This window comes from Halalkalibacter urbisdiaboli, from assembly GCF_002156385.1.
In the GTDB taxonomy this organism is placed as follows: domain Bacteria; phylum Bacillota; class Bacilli; order Bacillales; family Bacillaceae_D; genus Halalkalibacter_A; species Halalkalibacter_A urbisdiaboli.
This window is the reverse complement of the sequence record NZ_MVJM01000002.1, coordinates 595,780-614,016: the sequence shown is the minus strand read 5'-3', so window position 1 is coordinate 614,016 and position 18,237 is coordinate 595,780. Positions and strand designations below refer to the sequence as shown.

Sequence of the window (18,237 nt, the reverse complement as noted above, 5' to 3'; positions counted from 1 at the left end):
GCAATGGCCACTTTATGTGTCATTGATCGTTTCTAAAAGGGAATGAATGGAGTGAAAGAAATGGCTAAAAAAGAAGAACATCTCCGTAAGCCGGAATGGCTGAAAATAAAGCTTAATACGAATGAATCCTATACTGGGTTGAAAAAAATGATGCGTGAAAAAAAATTACATACTGTTTGTGAAGAAGCGCGTTGCCCTAATATTCATGAGTGTTGGGCTGTTAGAAAAACAGCGACGTTTATGATTCTAGGAGACATTTGTACACGCGCATGTCGTTTTTGTGCTGTAAAAACAGGTTTGCCGACAGAGCTTGACCTTCAAGAGCCAGAACGCGTTGCTGAGTCAGTTGAAACGATGGGGCTTAAACATGTCGTAATTACAGCTGTTGCACGAGATGACTTAAAAGATGGTGGTGCGGCCGTTTTTGCAGAAACAGTTCGGGCGATTCGTCGTCGCAACCCTTTCTGTACGATTGAAGTATTACCTTCAGATATGCTTGGTGACTTTAACAGTCTAAAAACATTAATTGATGCACGACCAAATATTATGAACCATAATATTGAAACGGTACGTCGTTTAACACCAAGAGTTCGGGCTAGAGCAACATATGAGCGAACGCTGGAATTTTTACGCCGTTCAAAAGAATTACAGCCTGATATTCCAACTAAATCTAGTTTAATGATTGGTTTAGGTGAGACAAAAGAAGAAATTATTGAAACGATGGATGACTTACGTGCAAGCGATGTAAATATTATGACGATCGGTCAGTATTTACAGCCAACGAGAAAGCATTTAAAAGTACAGAAGTATTATCATCCGGATGAGTTTGCAGAGCTTAAGGAAATCGCTTTGAGCAAAGGATTTAGCCATTGTGAGGCAGGCCCACTAGTCCGCTCCTCTTACCATGCTGATGAACAAGTAAATGAAGCACAAGTACGTGAAGAGGCTAAAAAGGTAGCTGAAGCGAAATCATAAAAATAATCTAAAAAAAGGAGATGCGTAAAAGCACTCCTTTTTTTGAGGTAAGAAAGTATAGAAGGAGCATCTATAAAAGAGTGCTTTATACAGACTTACATTTATGAATTAGTTGAAGCGTTTTGAAGACGCTGATGTTTTTGGCTCATTATTTTTAGATCATGATCGGTTTCCTCATCATATTTTCCTTGAGGTGATTGCTTCATTTCTTGTATCGTTTGTTCAATTGTCCGCTCATAAGCCGGGTCCGTGGAGGATTGTCCTTTAAAGCGTTCAATTTCGTCAAAATGATCGTGGTTATCTGTAATGAATACATCTAAATAGCGCGGTGCGATAGAAATCGCGCTCCGTTTTACTTGATCTGCCACGAGTTCACGATTTTCACGATCGCCGTTATAAGCCACTAAGACATATTTATCAGTCACTAATGTTGCAGCTTCTTCGACTGTTGGGTTCGTTAAAACTAAGCGCGTAATTCCCTCCGATAACCTGTTGCGATCAATGACTGGGTACAATTGTTGTCTGTCATCCTGCTGAACATCTTGTCGTTGAATGCGTGAATATCCATAATGTGCATAATCGTCAATATTTTCAGCTTGAGTCATTTGATAATGGCTCCGAGTTGCAACTTGATCATTTGTATTTGCAGTACGCTGAAGGTTCGTTGGTTGTTCCCCTGCATTCATTTGGCAGCCAGTCATTAGAACGACGCTTGTTAATCCGGTGACTAGCCATGATTTTTTTATCATTAGAATGATCCCTCCTCTTTTACAGAATGACCCGAAAGAAACAATTTTACAGCTAGAAAATGCTGGTGAAGCAATCAAACTCAAATCGTAAAAGAAATCCATTCTTGTGGTACAATAGGAATAGCAAAAAATAAAGAGGTGAGCCCGCTATGGTTCGCATACAAGATATGCAATTTGAGGTTGTTGAAAATGTAAAGGACGGCTGGAACGAAGAGGCCTTTAAGGAAAGATATAGCGATGTTCTCAATAAATACGACTATATTGTTGGGGATTGGGGTTATAGTCAGCTTAGGCTTCGCGGTTTTTTTGAGGATAAACATAAAAAGTCTACATATGATACGAAAATTAGCACATTACCCGAGTATTTGTATGAGTACTGTAACTTCGGTTGTGCCTATTTCGTTTTAAGACGAGTAAAGGAAAAGGTGGAAAACGTCTAAAAACCATCTTTTGAGGAATCCCCCCTAAAAGATGGTTTTATGATTTAGATAACCTCATGTAAAAAGGAGCGCAATTCTTCTGCATCTTCTTCATCTAACTGGTAGGCATGCTCTAAATAACCTGGCTCTTCCAAATCGTCTTCGCCGATAATCGCGAATCGATTCGATTGGACGTCTAGGACAAGCTGCTTTCCATAATATCGTGATGAAGAGATAATTGCTAAATCAAAGCGTTGATGTTCTCCCATGAAGCTTACGAATCGAGTTCGTGTTTCTTCTACATCATCGTAAAGGTAAAAACGTTCAGACATTCGTTCTTGCCCCTTTCTAGTTCATTACATTCATTTTAACATGCAACGACAAGGGGTGCGAATGATTCAGTCGTTTTATAATGGATAAACTGATTAGAAAAGGTGATATGAATGTATTTTGTCGATCGAGAAAAAATCGAGCAAACGTTACGGTACTACGAGGACCTAGTACAACTACTTAACGAAGATAAACAATTTACCACTCGTTTAGACAGACTCGCTTTAGAACGGGTCTCTTATGTTATCATTGAATCAATTATTGATGTAGGTAATAGCATGATTGACGGTTTTATTATGCGTGATCCTGGGAGCTATGAAGATATTATTGATATATTAGAGGATGAATCCGTCATTCCAGCGGAGGATGCAAAGGCGTTAAAGGAAGTTGTTCGATGTCGTAAAAGTTTAGTCCAAGATTACGCAAACATTGACCATTCGCTTCTAGAATCAACTATTAGACAGCATATTTTCGCCCTGATTCAGTTCCCTAAAGCTGTTCGGAGGTATTTAGTCGAGGAACTTGGACCGGTATCAGCTTTTTTACCTGAGGATGGAAAAAAAGGCTAAACTGCTCAAAAGGAAAGGTGATGGTGTTGACCAAAGGTGCTAGTTCTACAAGAGAAACGATCTTAACGATGTTAAAGCAAAGAAAGGAGCAGACTGTTTCCGAACTTGCTAAGGATTTAGGCCTTACAGAAATGGCTGTACGCCGTCACCTGCAAGGCTTAGAGGTTGAGGGCTTGATTGAGGCGCGGATTGTACGTCAATCGATGGGGCGGCCACTTCATAAATATTTTTTAACGGAACAAGGAAAAGAAAGCTTTCCTCGTAATTATGGCAGTTTAACGGTAGATTTTTTAAAAGACCTAGAAGAGTTAAGTGGACAAGAGGTAATTACGCAGCTCTTCGAGAAAAGAAAAGAGCGATTACAGGAAAAATACATCCAAACTATGAATGGGACCTTCGAAGAGCGGGTCGAAGCTTTAGCGAAGATTCAAAATGAAAATGGCTATATGGTCGAAGTAGAAAAGCAGGAAGATGGGACATTTCGATTTACTGAGTACAATTGCCCAATTGCGAAAGTCGCGAAAGAGTATCCTGTCGCCTGTTCTTGTGAGCACGAGCTTTTTCAAGTACTTCTTAATACGGATGATATTCAGCAAGTCAGCTGTGTCGCGAAAGAAGATTCAACGTGCTGTGAATATATGTTAAAGAAAAATAAATAACAGATGCCGTTTACAAGGCAACTTTAAAGATAAGAAAAGGTGTGACAAATTTGCCGACATACAAAGGATTTCTCATTGATTTAGATGGAACGATGTACCGTGGAACAGAAAAAATAGACGAAGCTGTTCAATTTGTTAAGGAGCTTGAACGTCGAGGGTTGCCCTATTTATTTGTGACAAACAATTCTACAAAGCGCCCAGAGGATGTTGCTGATGTGTTAAAAGGGATGGATGTGCCGGCGACACCGGAGCATATTTTTACAACAAGTATGGCAACTGCAACCTTTATCGCTGAAAGAAAAAAGCAAGCTCGTGTCTACATGGTGGGAGAACAAGGCTTAAAATATGCCTTAGAGGCAGCTGGCCATGAAATTGTTGAAAAGGATGCAGACTTTGTTGTCATGGGGCTAGATCGCCAAATTACATATGAAAAACTAGCCGGAGCTGCGCTAAATGTACGTGCGGGGGCAACCTTCATTGCGACAAATGGTGATGTAGCCCTTCCAACTGAAAGAGGACTGCTCCCAGGTGCAGGATCGATTATATCGGTTGTGAGTGTTTCAACTGGAGTTCAGCCAACCTTTATCGGAAAACCTGAATCCATAATTGTTGAGCAGGCATTAGAAGTAATCGGAACAAAAAAGGAAGACACCTTAATGGTCGGCGATAATTATGATACAGATATTTTAGCTGGGCTACGAGCGGGAATGGATACCCTCATGGTCTACACCGGCGTTTCAACAAAAGAACAAATGGCACAAAAAGAGCAAAAACCAACGATCGCGATTGATTCTTTAGCAGAATGGACATTTGAATAAGAAAGAATAAAACCTGGCATTTTCGTGCCAGGTTTTTTTAGTGCACATTTGATGATAATATCAGAATTTTTGATGATAAAATTATATTTTTGATGATAAACAGATCATTTTCGCTGATAAATGGTCCGATTTCGCTGATAACTCCCTCCCGCTGGAGAATGTACTCTAATCATGTGCTGTGGGTGAAAGGGGAAAATCGAGCATCTAATTTAATTTCTGGCGTCCCTAGTAAAAGGAAAGGAGGAAAAGGCAGGCTTTTCTTGATTAAAGCCTTTTACCAGGGGAAGAGAGCGAAGATGGTGGGAAGCAAGAAAGACTACCCCCTCCCGCCGGAGAATGTACTCTAATCATGGGCTGTGGGTGAAAGGGGAAAATCGAGGATCTAATTTAATTTCTGGCGGCCCTAGTAAAAGGAAAGGAGGAAAATGCAGGCATTTCTTGATTAAAGCCTTTTACCAGGGGAAGAGAGCGAAGATGGTGGGAAGCAAGAAAGACTACCCCCTCCCGCCGGAGAATGTACTCTAATCATGGGCTGTGGGTGAAAGGGGAAAATCGAGGATCTAATTTAATTTCTGGCGGCCCTAGTAAAAGGAAAGGAGGAAAATGCAGGCATTTCTTGATTAAAGCCTTTTACCAGGGGAAGAGAGCGAAGATGGTGGGAAGCAAGAAAAACTAGCCCCTCCCGCCGGAGAATGTACTCTAATCATGTGCTGTGTGTGGAAGGGGAAAATCGAGCATCTAATTTAATTTCTGGCGGGAGGGAGTTTTTCTAGTCATTCTACATTTTCAGCTCGGTGGGCAAGGCGGCTGGAGGCTGCTGCTGCGATTGCTCCAACGATATCATCGAGAAAGGTGTGGCATTTGTCACCTTCTTTGTCATTAAGCATTTCGAGAATGCCAGGTTTTTGTTTATCGATGTATCCGTAGTTTGTGAATCCGATTGAGCCATAGACGTTCACAATCGATAAAGCAATAATCTCATCGACTCCATATAGTCCTTCATCCCGTTCAATGATTCCAAGTAGAGGTTGTTCTAATTTTCCTTGCTCGGCTAATAAATCAAGCTGGATGCCTGTTAAAATTGCATTTTGTACTTCGCGCTTCGCTATGACAGCATCTACATTTTCAAGACATGTGTCAAGCTCTAGATTAGGATGGTACTTCACCTGCAAAAAGTAAACAAGCTCTGCAATATCATTTAAGGTAACTCCTCGTTCTGTTAACCATTGGCGAGCTTTTTCTTCTACTGCATTTATTTTTTTCTCTGTCATTCATACACCTCCAACGTTTACCTCGTCCTGCCATGTCCTGAAGACAAAAAGGATGTTACTAGTCTACGACATTCAAACACATTTTATGCACATAGGTCATAGACTAAAAAAAGGTAGGCGAATGAAGGAGGGGAGCCTATGTTTGAACGAAATATTTATGACTACTATCATTTATACTGTGATTCAAGATTTACAATTGGTGAGTATGAAGGGTTTCAAGCTGGCGGAATGTCTTATCTTCTGCTCCCAAAGGAAGAGTGCGCTTCAAATGAACAGGAGATGTTAAAGTATGCAGAATATCTCCGTTCAATAGGTGATACCAGCGTACTTGAGCTGCAACCAACCGTTTATCAAAGTCATGTTGGCTTGGTGGATGGACAGGATGTGTATGTATGTGCCTTACCGGTCAATGATAATCGCCAAGCCTTTCGGGTCAATACGGATGATGAAAAAGGGGCTCATTTAGCAGCAATTCATTATTACGGAAAACAAATGCCAGTACACCAAAAGACATTCGATTATTACGGGCAATGGCATAACCTATGGCAAAAGCGCTTAGAGCAGCTTGAAGACTGGTATCAGCAAGTGTTAGCGCAGGGACCGCAAACGATTGTCGATGAATCGTTCTTATTTACTTACCCTTATTTTATGGGACTAACCGAAAACGCCATTCAGTATGTCGTGGATGCCAATTACGATGACCGGGGTAAGGAGCAGGAAAAAGGGACGATCTGCCACCGACGGTTTACGGATCAAACATGGTTAACGTTATCGGAGAACGGCGATATTGTAAAAAAGCCGACGGAATTTGTTTATGATCACTCTTGTCGCGATATAGCTGAATGGATCAGAAGTCATCGAGCATCACAAGACTGGAGGGAGATCCTTTCCTTTTTAGAGGGCTATGAGCAATATGAACCGCTCTCGACGTATGGCTGGAGACTAACGTATGCGCGACTACTTTTTCCATTGCATTACTTTGAAACGATTGAGAGCTATTACCGAACACAGCTTCCGGAAAGAAAACAATTTTATGGTGAGCAGTTTATGGCCTTGTTAGAAAATGAAATTGAAAATGAACGCTTTCTTGAGTTCTTTTCCGAGCGTATTCGTTTGCCTAGAACAAGAGGGATGACCCCTTCAATTGATTGGATTTAATAAAGTTTTTTCAAAAGAGTCACTCCGTTAAAGTAGGGTGGCTCTATTCGTTTTGATGTACATTAAACATTAGGGAAGGAAAGAATCTTTACATATGTAGATGGTACATAATAGTCACATGCCTTTTTCAAAAAAACTTTTCAAAATATGATGAAATAGCCCTTGTGTTCTAAGGGAATCAGGTCTATAATGTCCATTATAGAAAAACAACTGTTCATTTTAGAGATACAAAAAGATGGGTTGGAAGATTGGAGTGTAGTGAGAATGACAAATGTTGTCCGTGTTGGGTTATTAGGTCTTGGTACAGTGGGAACTGGGGTTGTTTCCATAATTCAACGACATCAGGAAGAATTGCAGCATCAAGTAGGTTGTCCAGTTGAAGTTAGAAAAGTGCTCGTTCGTAACAAGAATAAAGCACGTAATATAGAGCTTGCAAAAGAAATTGTAACAGAAGATATTGAAGAGATCCTTTCTAATCCAGAAATTGACGTTGTTATTGAAGTCATGGGTGGGATGGAGCAAACGAAGGAGCATATTGCTCGTGCCCTACAAGCCAAAAAACACGTCGTAACAGCAAATAAAGACTTATTGGCTGTTCATGGTGCTGAGCTTCTTAAAATTGCAGCAGAGAATGGCTGTGACCTTTTTTATGAAGCAAGTGTAGCGGGAGGCATTCCAATTTTAAGAAGCCTATCAGATGGACTTTCAGCTGACAGAATTACTAAAATGATGGGGATTGTGAATGGAACGACGAATTATATTTTAACGAAAATGAGCCAAGAAGGCAGTTCATATGAAGATGTATTAAAGCAAGCACAAGAGCTTGGCTTTGCTGAAGCGGATCCAACGTCCGATGTTGAAGGACTTGATGCTGCAAGAAAGATGGCGATTTTAGCATCATTAGGATTTTCAACGGAAGTGAGCTTTGACGATGTGACTGTTCGAGGGATTTCAGCAGTAACAGAGGCAGACCTTCATTATTGTGAGCAGCTTGGCTATACAATGAAGCTAATTGGTTTAGCGCAACGTGATGATAATCGGATTGAAGTAAGTGTTCAACCAACATTACTACCGACTGAGCATCCACTTGCTTCTGTGCATAATGAATATAATGCGGTATATGTTTACGGAGAAGCGGTTGGTGAAACGATGTTTTATGGTCCAGGAGCAGGTTCATTGCCAACAGCAACAGCAGTTGTCTCCGATTTAGTAACAGTTATGAGAAATATGCGTCTTGGTGTAACGGGACATAGCGTGTTAGTTCCGCTACATGAAAAAGTACTAAAAGAAGCAAATGAAATTGAAGCAAAACATTTCTTACGCTTACGTGTTTTAGATAAAGCGGGAACATTCTCGACGATTACGTCTCTATTTGCTGAATTCGAAGTCAGCTTTGAAAAATTATTGCAGCTTCCAGTCGAAGGGGAAGAGGTTGCAGAGGTTATTATTATTACGCATAAAACAAGCGAAGAAAATTACGAAAAATTGTACCAGCGCCTAACCGCTCTAGATGTGGTAGAATCAGTAGAGAGCAGTTATCGAGTTGAGGGAGGAAATTAAGAATGAGCAGTTGGAAAGGTTTATTACACGAATATAAAGAATTTTTACCGGTGAATGAAAATACACCAATGCTTTCATTAAATGAAGGGAACACGCCACTTGTACCACTTGAGCATTTATCAAAAGAGTGGGGCGTTGACATTTATGTAAAGTACGAAGGAGCGAACCCAACAGGATCATTTAAAGATCGTGGGATGGTTATGGCAGTTGCGAAAGCAAAAGAAGAGGGCAGCAAGGCGATTATTTGTGCGTCAACTGGAAACACTTCTGCTGCAGCGGCAGCCTTCGGAACAAGAGCAGGTCTTCGCTGTGTCGTAGTTATTCCAGAAGGCAAGATTGCCCTTGGAAAGCTAGCACAAGCGGTTATGTATGGTGCTGAGGTACTTGAAATTAAAGGGAACTTCGATAATGCACTTGATATCGTTCGTTCTATTAGTGAAAAAGAAGATATCACGCTTGTTAACTCAGTGAATCCTTACCGTATCGAAGGACAAAAGACAGCAGCGTTTGAAGTGGTTGATGCATTAGGCCAAGCGCCAGATGTACTTTGTATTCCTGTTGGTAATGCGGGTAATATTACTGCCTACTGGAAAGGCTTTAAAGAATACAATGAGAAAAAGGGGACAGGACTTCCGCAAATGCGTGGATTTGAAGCAGAGGGTGCAGCAGCTATCGTACGTGGTGAAGTCATTCCTGAGCCTGAAACAGTAGCAACAGCGATTCGTATCGGGAATCCAGCGAGCTGGGATAAAGCAGTCGCTGCGTCTGAAGAATCAAACGGTAAAATTGATTTCGTCACTGATGAAGAGATTCTTGAAGCATATCAGCTTTTAGCAAAGCGCGAAGGTGTTTTCGCTGAGCCTGCGTCTTGCGCATCAATTGCTGGCTTGAAAAAGCAAATCGAGTCTGGTGAAATTAAAAAAGGATCAAAGGTTGTATGTGTATTAACAGGTAATGGCCTAAAAGATCCAAACACGGCTATGGATACAGTATCGGTTAAACCAACTGTTCTTCCAAATGACGAAGAAGCATTCCTTTCTTACCTTAAGGGCGGTGTGAAGTCATGAGCGTAACACCATTTGTCGTGACGGTGCCTGGCAGTACAGCCAACCTAGGCCCAGGTTTTGACTCTGTCGGCCTTGGAGTAAACCGTTACTTGACACTTGTCGTCAAGGAAGCAGATGAATGGTTTTTTCACTCAGACTCAGAAGATTTACAGGATGTTCCATCGGGAGAGGATAACTTAATCTGTGAAGTAGCAAAGCACGTGGCTGCCGACTTAGGAAAAACACTTTCTCCATGTGAAGTAAAAATGACAAGTGATATTCCATTAGCTCGTGGTCTAGGCAGCAGTGCAGCGGCGATTGTAGCTGGTATTGAACTTGCAAATCAACTTCTTGGTGACGTATTAACTGACGAACAAAAGGTACGTTATGCAAGTGTATGGGAAGGGCATCCGGATAATGTTGCTGCTTCTGTCTATGGTGGTCTTGTCATCGGGACTCATACAGAGGAAGCAACAAATGTACTATTTGGTGGAGTGCCTGAAGTTGATTTAGTCTTTTTAATTCCAACCGAAGAGTTGAAAACAAAAAAGGCGCGAGGTGTCTTGCCAGAAACACTAACTCACCGTCAAGCAGTCCGAGGAAGTAGTGTCGCAAATGTCCTCGTTGCATCCATCCTTCAAGGGAACTGGGAGCTTGCTGGTAAAATGATGAGTGAGGATGTTTTTCACCATCCGTACCGAAACAAACTTGTTCCTCATTTAGATGAAGTGATCGATGTTGTCTTACATGAAACGGACGCATACGGAGCAGCCTTAAGTGGAGCTGGCCCGACTATGCTATGCTTGGCGCCTGTAAACAAAGGTCATGAGATTAAAAGCATTCTTCAACGCCGTTTTCCGAGCTTTGAAGTCGATGTTCTTTTACCTGCAAAACAAGGAATTAAAGTAGAAGCTCTTACTTCGTTAACAGAAGCATAATTAAATCGCTTGTAGGGCATACCAAAAACAAATATGTTGGAGGTATGCCCTATGTTGGATTTACAGCAACTAAAAGAAGGTCAGTCTGTGTATGTGATATACCGAAACCCACATACACAATCGGTACAAACGATCCAAGAAGCGATGGTTGCCCGTGATCCAATGGATCCAAACCAGCTATCCTTACTTATCCACGACTTCTACCATCCAATTGAAGCCAATGACGCTATCTTCTCCACCCAAGAAGAAGCCCAACAACTCTACGACCAATATATGATGTAAAAGAGGGAATTATGAAAGGCGGTGTATCCTTTCCTAATTCCCTCTTCGCATGAGCGAAGCCGCTGCAAGCACTTAAAGTTGGACGAGCGATCTTCTCGTCCAACGAGCATCGAGCGGAGCCATGCGAAAAAAAGAAAGGCGGTGTATCCTTTCCTAATTCCCTCTTCGCATGAGCGAAGCCGCTGCAAGCACTTAAAGTTGGACGAGCGCTCTTCTCGTCCAACGAGCATCGAGCGGAGCCATGCGACAAAAAGAAAGGCGGTGTATCCTTTCCTACTTCCCTCTTCGCATGAGCGCAGCCGCTGCAAGCACTTCAAGTTGGACGAGCCGTTTTTCCGTCCTACGGGCATCGAGCGGAGCCATGCGACAAAAAGAAAGGCGGTGTATCCTTTCCTACTTCCCTCTTCGCATGAGCGCAGCCGCTGCAAGCACTTCAAGTTGGACGAGCCGTTTTTCCGTCCTACGGGCATCGAGCGGAGCCATGCGACAAAAAGAAAGGCGGTGTATCCTTTCCTAATTCCCTCTTCGCATGAGCGAAGCCGCTGCAAGCACTTAAAGTTGGACGAGCGCTCTTCTCGTCCAACGAGCATCGAGCGGAGCCATGCGAAAAAAAAAAGAAAGGCGGTGTATCCTTTCCTAATTCCCTCTTCGTTACCTAAACTAAAAAAGAAAACGCCCAATAAATGGGCGTTTTACTATCAATACTGACATAAGAAGTTAGCCAAGCCGTTTGGCTCGGATTAATTTAGAATACTTGCTCGATTTCCTTTACTCCAGGAACCTCTTCAAGAAGTGCACGCTCAATCCCTGCTTTTAGCGTAATTGTTGAGCTTGGGCAAGAGCCGCATGCACCGAGAAGACGAACTTTTACGATGCCATCTTCTACTTCTACAAGTTCAACGTCCCCGCCATCACGAAGCAAGAAAGGACGAAGCTTATCTAATACTTCTTGTACTTGTTCAAACATTTCAGTACTTGTTTCCATTAAGAACAACTCCTTTCTATCCTTATTATAATAGTGATGATAAAAAAAATCCATGAATCTGCAAACTTTTGTACGTCTTGCCTTTTTAAATGACAAAACTGACAAAATGATGATAAATTTTAAAAAATGATGATACCTCAGAAAAAAATGATGATAATTCGCGGAAAAATGATGATAACTCCGAAAAAATGATGATAAAATCACATTTGGCCACATTTTAAAAAAAGGGGGGACTAAGATGAAGAAGCCTACCGTCGAGCTTGTTGTATTTGGAGCAGAAAATAAATGTGCAAGCTGTGTTCATTTACCGAGTGCGTTTGAAACGAAGGAGTGGCTTGAAGCAGCTTTAACACGAAAATACCCAGAAAAAATTTTTCACATTCGATATGTGGATATTGAAGAACAGGTAGGTGAAAAGGACCGTCAGTATGCTGAGGCAATTTTGAACGATGAATATTTTTACCCTTTAGTTGTTCTTGGTGGTGAAGTTGTAGCTGAAGGGAACCCGAATTTAAAAACGATCTATCAAAAAATTGAGGAATGTCCTTAAAGGGTTTTCTAAAAGGAAAAGACCAAACCTCTGAGGTTTGGTCTTCCTAATGATATGATTAACCTGAATGATGTTTATACATCCATAAAACGCCACTCTTTAAAACACGAGGAACACGGCCGAGTAAAGTGCGTTCCCCCATTAAACCAAATCCGTGTTTTTTCCCAAGAGAACCTAACACACCTTTTAGTTTGATTCGTGGTAGCTCTTCTGGCAATGGTTCACCATTCCATTGTTTTTTTAAAATCGTGACAATTTGTTCTGCTTGCCCTTCTGCTAGCTGTGCGCTTGGTGCATGAGGTAAGCTAGCACAATCACCGACAACAAATACATTTTCGTCTGTTGGAAGGAAATGCTGTGGTGTTAAAACGACACGACCTTGTGAATCCTTTTCGACATCGAGATTCCGAACAACCTCCACAGGTTGAATACCTGCCGTCCAGATTATCGCATCACTTTCAATTCTTTCATCATGGTTATAAAGTGCACCTTCTTCGACCTTTGTGATGTTTGACTTATTTTGTACATCTACCCCGTGGTCAATAAACCAATTTTGAACATAGGTGCTCAATCTTCTTGGAAACATGGAGAGGATAATTTCACCTCTATCGAACAATCGAATCGTTAAATCAGGTCGGCTTTCACGAAGCTCACTAGCCAATTCGACTCCACTCAAGCCAGCTCCAACGATGGAAACAACACCCTCTGGTCGAACATTATTTAAGGCTTCATATGTTCTACGAGTTGCTCCCATTGTTTGAATGCTGTACGTATGCTCAGGTGCACCTGGGACATTGTGATATTTATCCTCGCAGCCTAGGCCGATAATTAATGTGTCGTATGAAACATGCTCACCTGTTTCTAACTCGACGGATTTTTCAGCTAAATGAATATTCGTAATCGTACCGTATTTAATTGTCAATCTAGGATCATCTGGGAAATCGACACGAAGATGTTTATCGGGTGCCGTTCCAGCTGCAAGGGCATAATATTCCGTTTTTAAACAGTGGTAAGGCAGTCGGTCAATTAATGTTATCTCGATGTTATCGGGCAATTCATTTGGAAGAAGGCGTTGTAATATCCGCATTCCGCCATATCCTCCACCTAAAAGGACTAGTTTTTTCATACGTGGATGTCTCCTTTTTTCTATGATTGCATCTAAGCTCGCTTCGACCAAAGCTATCACTTTTGTGAGCAGCTGTGCCTTTGTTGGTTCGTTTGCAAACGTTTGTAGCCCATAGGATACATGGCTGTTTAATATATGGCTCCATGTATAAAGAGAGGCGGACCGGTTAACCTCTCCACGCTCTTGGGCTTGTTGGACTAGCTGTTCCCAATGAGGTAATAGTAATTGTTCATTTTCCATAACATGCTTCCAAATTTGAATCGTTAATTTAGGGTGAATGTCATAATCAGTTAAAATAAAATTTAAATAAGCACGCATCCTTACTAATAACGGGCGATGAACTAGATGCCGTTGTTGAATATATGGAAGCACTTCTTGTAGACGGTCATTAGCAAGTGAATGCATAATGGACTCTTTTGTCGGGAAATGATTAAAAAACGTCCCCTTCGCTACATTTGCAGCCTTTGTTATTTCAAGTACGGTTGTGTGAGCAAATCCTTTTTCACGAAAAAGTTCTAAAGCTGCTCGCTCGATCCGTTCTTTTGTCTGTTTCTTTTTTGCTCGTTCACTCATGACGTCGCTCCTCATAAAAATGACCCTGGTCAGTTTTGATTATAACGACTCATTTGGATAGAAACAACAACTTTGTGAAGAATTTTTGACTTTTTTTATTTTCTGATTTGTTTTTAATTGTCTTTACCTTCTTAGGATGAACATCATTGACTTCTATTATTTGTAGGAGTAGCATAGATGATGAAGAAAATAGAGGTGAAAGTATGCGTCCGATCATTGAATTTTGTTTAAGTAACTTAGCAAGTGGTACTCAAAAGGTAATGGAAGAGCTTGAAAAGGATCCGAATTTAGATATTATTGAGTACGGATGCCTCGGTAATTGTGGAAATTGTGCACGCACTCCTTTTGCGCTAGTTAACGGGGAGTTTGTATCAGGTGAAACCAATGAAGAATTACTTGAAAATATACATGATTTTCTAGAGGAAAACATGATGATTTAAAACAGGCTTCTAGCATACACTAGAAGCTTTTTTTTGAAAAACTTTGAACGGGTTCACTTATAGATTAGGTGTTTGGAAGGGGAGAAACTCATGAGTGTTGTACCATTTCAAAACACGTGGCCTTATGAGAAGCAATATAATGATATTTATTTGCATCAATGTCCGTATTGTGGAAGTGATCAGGTATTAACACATATGAAGCCACGTGATTTAAATCGAGCAAAGGAAGGGATCAAAACGATTCTGATTTTACCTTGCTGTAATAGTAAGATGACGATATTAGAAGCTGATGATGATTATTTTTGGACAACAGATGCACTACGAAAGTGAGGAAAAACGATGAAGTTTACGAAAATGCACGGATTAGGGAATAGCTATATTTATGTTGACTTATTCAAAGAGACAGTAGACGAGGCTCAGTTAGCCCCACTGGCGATTGAAGTGGCAGATAAAAATAAAGGAATTGGCTCTGACGGTCTTATTCTCATATGTCCATCCGAGAAAGCCCCTGTAAAAATGCGGGTATTTAATAATGACGGCTCAGAAGCGAAGAATTGTGGAAACGGATTACGCTGTGTAGCGAAATTTGCATATGAGCATGGGTATGTAGAAGGTGAAACATTTTTGATTGAAACGTTAGGTGGCATGGTCGAAGCAACGGTTATTACTAATGGAACCCGTGTCACAAGCGTAACGGTAAATATGGGTCAACCGCGTTTAAAGCGTGAAGAGATTCCGATGACGGGGGAAGCAGTAGCCCAAGTTGTAGCAGAGAAAATTGATGTGAATGGGCAATCCTTTGAGTTAACTGCCGTTTCAATGGGAAATCCCCATGCCGTGATGTTTGTTGACAATATTGAGAGTGCATCAGTTGAGGAAGTAGGGCCACTATTGGAAAAACATGAGCGCTTTCCAGATTGGGTGAATGTTGAATTTGTGGAGGTCGTCAGTCAAGAGGAATTGCATTTTCGGGTATGGGAGCGCGGCTCTGGAATTACTCAAGCATGTGGAACAGGGGCATGTGCTGCCGTTGTTGCTGCCGTATTAAACGGACATGTCAAAAAAGAGCAGCCAGTCGTGGTCCATTTACTTGGCGGTGATTTAACGATTGAGTGGAAAGCCAACGACGACGTGCTGATGACAGGGGCTGCAGAGGTTATTTGTGAAGGTGTGTTTGAGCGTAGATAGAAGACATGTCGTTAACCTTTTCACTTTTTGAGCAGATGCATAAGTTTTGATGAAAAAAAAAGCGACATATCGGAAGCCATTACTACTTGATGTGACCCCCTAAAGTTAGAGTTTTATATTAAGCTGCTAATTGGCTGGTATGAATACGGTATTGAACCGGATTCATGCCTGCCAATTTTTGCTTTATGCGTTTGTTATTATAATAATTGATATAGTCTTCAATTCTCTTTTTTAATTTCTCAAATGAGCAGAGTGCCTCACCATAATACATTTCTTGTTTTAATAATCCGAAAAAGCTTTCCATAGGTGAATTGTCTAAGCAATTTCCTTTTCGTGACATACTCTGGAACACCTTATGTTTCTTTAGAGTTTTTACCCATTTTTTATGTTGATAATGCCAGCCTTGATCAGAATGAACAGTCGTTCTATACCTTGAATCTTTTACTATTTCTAAAGCTTCCTCAAGAGGTTTAAGAGCCAATTCTAAGGTTGGACGCATATTTATCTCATAAGAAAGAATTTCGCCATTAAACAAGTCCATAATTGGATTTAGGTACAGTTTTACACCATCTGAGCACTTGAATTCTGTGATATCTGTTGTTAATTTCTGATGACACACACTTGTGTGAAACCGACGATTGATAAGGTTCTTGGCAACAGTTCCAATTGTTCCTTTGTAAGAACTATATTTTCGTGACTTTCTACTAAATTTCTTGCATTTAAGCCCAAGTTTATTCATGATGCGTTGAACCTTCTTGTGATTCACTTTGAGCCCATCTTGTTTTAACTCCAAACAGATACGACGATACCCATAATTCCCATTATGTTCCTCAAACTTGGATTGGATGCATTCCTCGAGTTTCTGATTCGGATTCTCCTTCTTGATCTCTTTTATATGATAATGGTAGGAGGAATCAGGAATTCCGACTCTTTGTAGAACATCTTTTAGTTTGAACTTTTCTTTGAGTTCGAATGATAACGCTGCTTGTGCTTTTCGAGATAGCCCTCCGGATCCATCTGAAAAGCTCGCAACTTTTTTAAGTATTCTACCTCTAAACGTAGGAGCTCGTTCTCTCTTTCAAGCTTTTGTTCATACGTCATTTCTTTTTCTGTACGTTGTTTTTTTATATTTTTAGCTTTATCAGACATGGGTAGTCTTCCTTTCGTTCTATCCAGGGCTTCAGCACCATCTTCCAAAAAAGCTTTCTTCCATGCACCTATCATCGAAGGGGTGGACAATCCAAAGTAAATAGCGGTATCCATCTCTGAAGATCCTGTTCTTTTCATAAAGCTTAATACATCGAGTTTGAATTGGACAGAAAAAGTTTCCCTCTTACTCTTTTTCATCAAACCTGTCGTCCCAAATTTATCGTAAACTTTCACCCATTTTTTTATGGCAGTGCTGTCATTCATACCGTGTTTTTTTGCCAACCTGTCAAACGATAAATGTCCTTTTTGATACTCATGTACCATCATTAATTTAAATTGGTCACTATATTTAGCCATAAAAAACACACCCCAAAGTCAGATTGTTAACTCTAACTTTTGGGGTGCAGTTCACTTTTTCAGTGCCCTCAAAAACCTACCTTTTTCAGTGGCTCTTATTAAGTAGCAACGGCTCCACACGTTGCTCGCTTCTATGAGAAATCCACTCATAGTAGGCTTTTTAAAAAGATTACAACGGCTCCACACATTGCTTAGAGGCACTGAAAAAGGGAAAAGCACCCTTTTTCAACGTCCTCGCATATTGCCACTTTTTTTAATAGGTTTTAACGGTGTTATAGAAAGTGTCGCGTTCAATAGGGGTTTTATTCGCACTTTTAATGAGGTGAATTAATTCATCTCGTGTTATCCCTTGTGATGTTAATGCGCCAACAGAGTGAGAAATTCGTTCCTCAATTAACGTACCATGGATGTCACTAGAGCCAAAAGCAAGCGCCATTTGTGTAAGCTGAACGCCGATATTAATCCAATACGCTTTAACATGGTCAAAGTTATCGAGCATTAAGCGACTAATTGCTAGCGTACGCATATCGTCAAATGCAGACGTACGGCGTTTTAAGTTGGCATTAATGCTTCGAGGCTGCATTGCTAAAGGAATGAACACCATGTAACCATTGGTACGATCTTGAAGCTGACGAAGACGATCCATATGAATTAGACGCTCTTCTAACGTTTCGATTGAACCGTAAAGCATCGTTGCATGTGTTTTTAATCCTAATCCATGAGCAATTTCGTGCGCTTCAAGCCACTGATCCGTTGATGCCTTATCAGGACTCATTTTTTCACGATAGCGCTCTGTTAAAATTTCTGCTCCCCCGCCTGGAAGAGTATCAAGACCAGCTTTAATTAATTCTTCAAGAACTTCTTTCATTGATAAACCAGAGATACGAGAGAAAAATTCAATTTCAGCACCAGTGTAAGCTTTCACTGTCACTTTAGGATAGTGCTTTTTTAAAGTCCGAATCGTATCTAAGTAATAATCAAACGGTACTTCGTGATTATGCCCACCAACGATATGGAATTCACGGATGTTATCATTCCAGCGCTCCTCAACGTATTTTAGCAACGCCTCGCCATCCATGGTATAGGCACGTAATA

Annotated in this window: 22 protein-coding genes and 1 pseudogene; 14 read left to right on the top strand and 9 right to left on the bottom strand. The window is 40.9% G+C overall.

Annotated features, from left to right (window positions below):
* The first annotated feature begins 60 nt into the window (after window positions 1-60).
* On the top strand, window positions 61-975 hold the full coding sequence (lipA, locus tag B1R93_RS10870; protein ID WP_088103989.1) for a lipoyl synthase: 915 nt from the start codon (window positions 61-63) through the stop codon (window positions 973-975).
* 101 nt (window positions 976-1,076) lie between these two features.
* Here the strand turns inward: lipA and B1R93_RS10865 are convergent, their stop codons facing one another.
* Window positions 1,077-1,724 carry a YhcN/YlaJ family sporulation lipoprotein gene (locus B1R93_RS10865; protein ID WP_088103988.1) on the bottom strand — a complete coding sequence of 216 codons (648 nt, stop codon included), beginning with the start codon at window positions 1,722-1,724 and terminating at the stop codon, window positions 1,077-1,079.
* A 149-nt stretch (window positions 1,725-1,873) separates the two neighbouring features.
* On the opposite strand from B1R93_RS10865, the gene B1R93_RS10860 reads away from it, so the two are divergent.
* Window positions 1,874-2,164 (top strand): YutD family protein, encoded by a 291-nt coding sequence (locus B1R93_RS10860; protein ID WP_088103987.1) that lies wholly within the window; start codon window positions 1,874-1,876, stop codon window positions 2,162-2,164.
* Window positions 2,165-2,208: 44 nt separating this feature from the next.
* Here the strand turns inward: B1R93_RS10860 and B1R93_RS10855 are convergent, their stop codons facing one another.
* Complete coding sequence (locus tag B1R93_RS10855; protein WP_088103986.1) at window positions 2,209-2,475, bottom strand: DUF3055 domain-containing protein; 267 nt, start codon at window positions 2,473-2,475, stop codon at window positions 2,209-2,211.
* Between the two features lie 111 nt (window positions 2,476-2,586).
* On the opposite strand from B1R93_RS10855, the gene hepT reads away from it, so the two are divergent.
* Genes hepT through B1R93_RS10840 form a run of 3 tightly spaced genes read left to right on the top strand, consistent with a single transcriptional unit; the run spans window position 2,587 to window position 4,519 of the window.
* A complete protein-coding gene (hepT, locus tag B1R93_RS10850) occupies window positions 2,587-3,042 on the top strand; it encodes a type VII toxin-antitoxin system HepT family RNase toxin (RefSeq protein WP_088103985.1) in 456 nt (151 codons plus the stop codon).
* A gap of 20 nt (window positions 3,043-3,062) precedes the next feature.
* Window positions 3,063-3,701 carry a helix-turn-helix transcriptional regulator gene (locus tag B1R93_RS10845; protein WP_088103984.1) on the top strand — a complete coding sequence of 213 codons (639 nt, stop codon included), beginning with the start codon at window positions 3,063-3,065 and terminating at the stop codon, window positions 3,699-3,701.
* A 50-nt stretch (window positions 3,702-3,751) separates the two neighbouring features.
* Window positions 3,752-4,519: a TIGR01457 family HAD-type hydrolase gene (locus B1R93_RS10840; protein ID WP_088103983.1), complete on the top strand. Its 768-nt coding sequence runs from the start codon at window positions 3,752-3,754 to the stop codon at window positions 4,517-4,519.
* Window positions 4,520-5,292: 773 nt separating this feature from the next.
* Here the strand turns inward: B1R93_RS10840 and B1R93_RS10825 are convergent.
* Window positions 5,293-5,790, bottom strand: coding sequence for a phosphatidylglycerophosphatase A family protein (locus tag B1R93_RS10825; RefSeq protein ID WP_088103980.1), 498 nt, complete (start codon window positions 5,788-5,790; stop codon window positions 5,293-5,295).
* 138 nt (window positions 5,791-5,928) lie between these two features.
* Between B1R93_RS10825 and yutH the strand changes: the two genes are divergently transcribed.
* The 5 genes from yutH to B1R93_RS10800 all read left to right on the top strand — a co-directional run bounded on the left by yutH (window position 5,929) and on the right by B1R93_RS10800 (window position 10,774).
* A complete protein-coding gene (gene yutH / locus B1R93_RS10820) occupies window positions 5,929-6,948 on the top strand; it encodes a spore coat putative kinase YutH (protein ID WP_088103979.1) in 1,020 nt (339 codons plus the stop codon).
* A gap of 264 nt (window positions 6,949-7,212) precedes the next feature.
* Window positions 7,213-8,508, top strand: a complete 1,296-nt coding sequence (locus B1R93_RS10815; RefSeq protein WP_088104652.1) for a homoserine dehydrogenase — start codon at window positions 7,213-7,215, stop codon at window positions 8,506-8,508.
* A 2-nt stretch (window positions 8,509-8,510) separates the two neighbouring features.
* A complete protein-coding gene (gene thrC, locus B1R93_RS10810; protein ID WP_088103978.1) occupies window positions 8,511-9,575 on the top strand; it encodes a threonine synthase in 1,065 nt (354 codons plus the stop codon).
* Window positions 9,572-10,492 carry a homoserine kinase gene (gene thrB, locus B1R93_RS10805; protein ID WP_088103977.1) on the top strand — a complete coding sequence of 307 codons (921 nt, stop codon included), beginning with the start codon at window positions 9,572-9,574 and terminating at the stop codon, window positions 10,490-10,492. Before thrC ends, thrB begins: the two co-directional genes overlap by 4 nt.
* Before the next feature lie 51 nt (window positions 10,493-10,543).
* On the top strand, window positions 10,544-10,774 hold the full coding sequence (locus tag B1R93_RS10800; protein ID WP_088103976.1) for a transcriptional regulator SplA domain-containing protein: 231 nt from the start codon (window positions 10,544-10,546) through the stop codon (window positions 10,772-10,774).
* A gap of 745 nt (window positions 10,775-11,519) precedes the next feature.
* Here the strand turns inward: B1R93_RS10800 and B1R93_RS10795 are convergent.
* Window positions 11,520-11,813 carry a NifU family protein gene (locus B1R93_RS10795; RefSeq protein WP_425348952.1) on the bottom strand — a complete coding sequence of 98 codons (294 nt, stop codon included), beginning with the start codon at window positions 11,811-11,813 and terminating at the stop codon, window positions 11,520-11,522.
* A 184-nt stretch (window positions 11,814-11,997) separates the two neighbouring features.
* On the opposite strand from B1R93_RS10795, the gene B1R93_RS10790 reads away from it, so the two are divergent.
* A complete protein-coding gene (locus B1R93_RS10790; protein WP_088103974.1) occupies window positions 11,998-12,309 on the top strand; it encodes a YuzD family protein in 312 nt (103 codons plus the stop codon).
* 58 nt (window positions 12,310-12,367) lie between these two features.
* Here B1R93_RS10790 and B1R93_RS10785 read toward each other — a convergent pair whose 3' ends face one another.
* Entirely contained in the window at window positions 12,368-13,435 is a 1,068-nt protein-coding gene (locus B1R93_RS10785) for an NAD(P)/FAD-dependent oxidoreductase (RefSeq protein ID WP_342587528.1), read from the bottom strand.
* A gap of 411 nt (window positions 13,436-13,846) precedes the next feature.
* A pseudogene (locus B1R93_RS23810) lies at window positions 13,847-14,008 on the bottom strand (TetR/AcrR family transcriptional regulator); the annotation flags it as partial.
* 203 nt (window positions 14,009-14,211) lie between these two features.
* Between B1R93_RS23810 and B1R93_RS10780 the strand changes: the two are divergent.
* From B1R93_RS10780 to dapF, 3 genes are all read left to right on the top strand, one after another.
* A complete protein-coding gene (locus B1R93_RS10780; protein ID WP_088103972.1) occupies window positions 14,212-14,448 on the top strand; it encodes a YuzB family protein in 237 nt (78 codons plus the stop codon).
* A 90-nt stretch (window positions 14,449-14,538) separates the two neighbouring features.
* A complete protein-coding gene (locus B1R93_RS10775) occupies window positions 14,539-14,778 on the top strand; it encodes a hypothetical protein (protein ID WP_088103971.1) in 240 nt (79 codons plus the stop codon).
* 9 nt (window positions 14,779-14,787) lie between these two features.
* Window positions 14,788-15,636, top strand: coding sequence for a diaminopimelate epimerase (dapF, locus tag B1R93_RS10770; protein WP_088103970.1), 849 nt, complete (start codon window positions 14,788-14,790; stop codon window positions 15,634-15,636).
* 118 nt (window positions 15,637-15,754) lie between these two features.
* Here dapF and B1R93_RS10765 read toward each other — a convergent pair whose 3' ends face one another.
* From B1R93_RS10765 to B1R93_RS10755, 3 genes are all read right to left on the bottom strand, one after another.
* Window positions 15,755-16,681: an IS3 family transposase gene (locus tag B1R93_RS10765; RefSeq protein ID WP_133058600.1), complete on the bottom strand. Its 927-nt coding sequence runs from the start codon at window positions 16,679-16,681 to the stop codon at window positions 15,755-15,757.
* Window positions 16,582-17,142 carry a transposase gene (locus B1R93_RS10760; RefSeq protein ID WP_088103969.1) on the bottom strand — a complete coding sequence of 187 codons (561 nt, stop codon included), beginning with the start codon at window positions 17,140-17,142 and terminating at the stop codon, window positions 16,582-16,584. Before B1R93_RS10760 ends, B1R93_RS10765 begins: the two co-directional genes overlap by 100 nt.
* Window positions 17,143-17,395: 253 nt before the next feature.
* Window positions 17,396-18,237, bottom strand: an 842-nt coding sequence (locus B1R93_RS10755; protein WP_088103968.1) for a CofH family radical SAM protein, incomplete at its 5' end; no start/stop codon positions are given.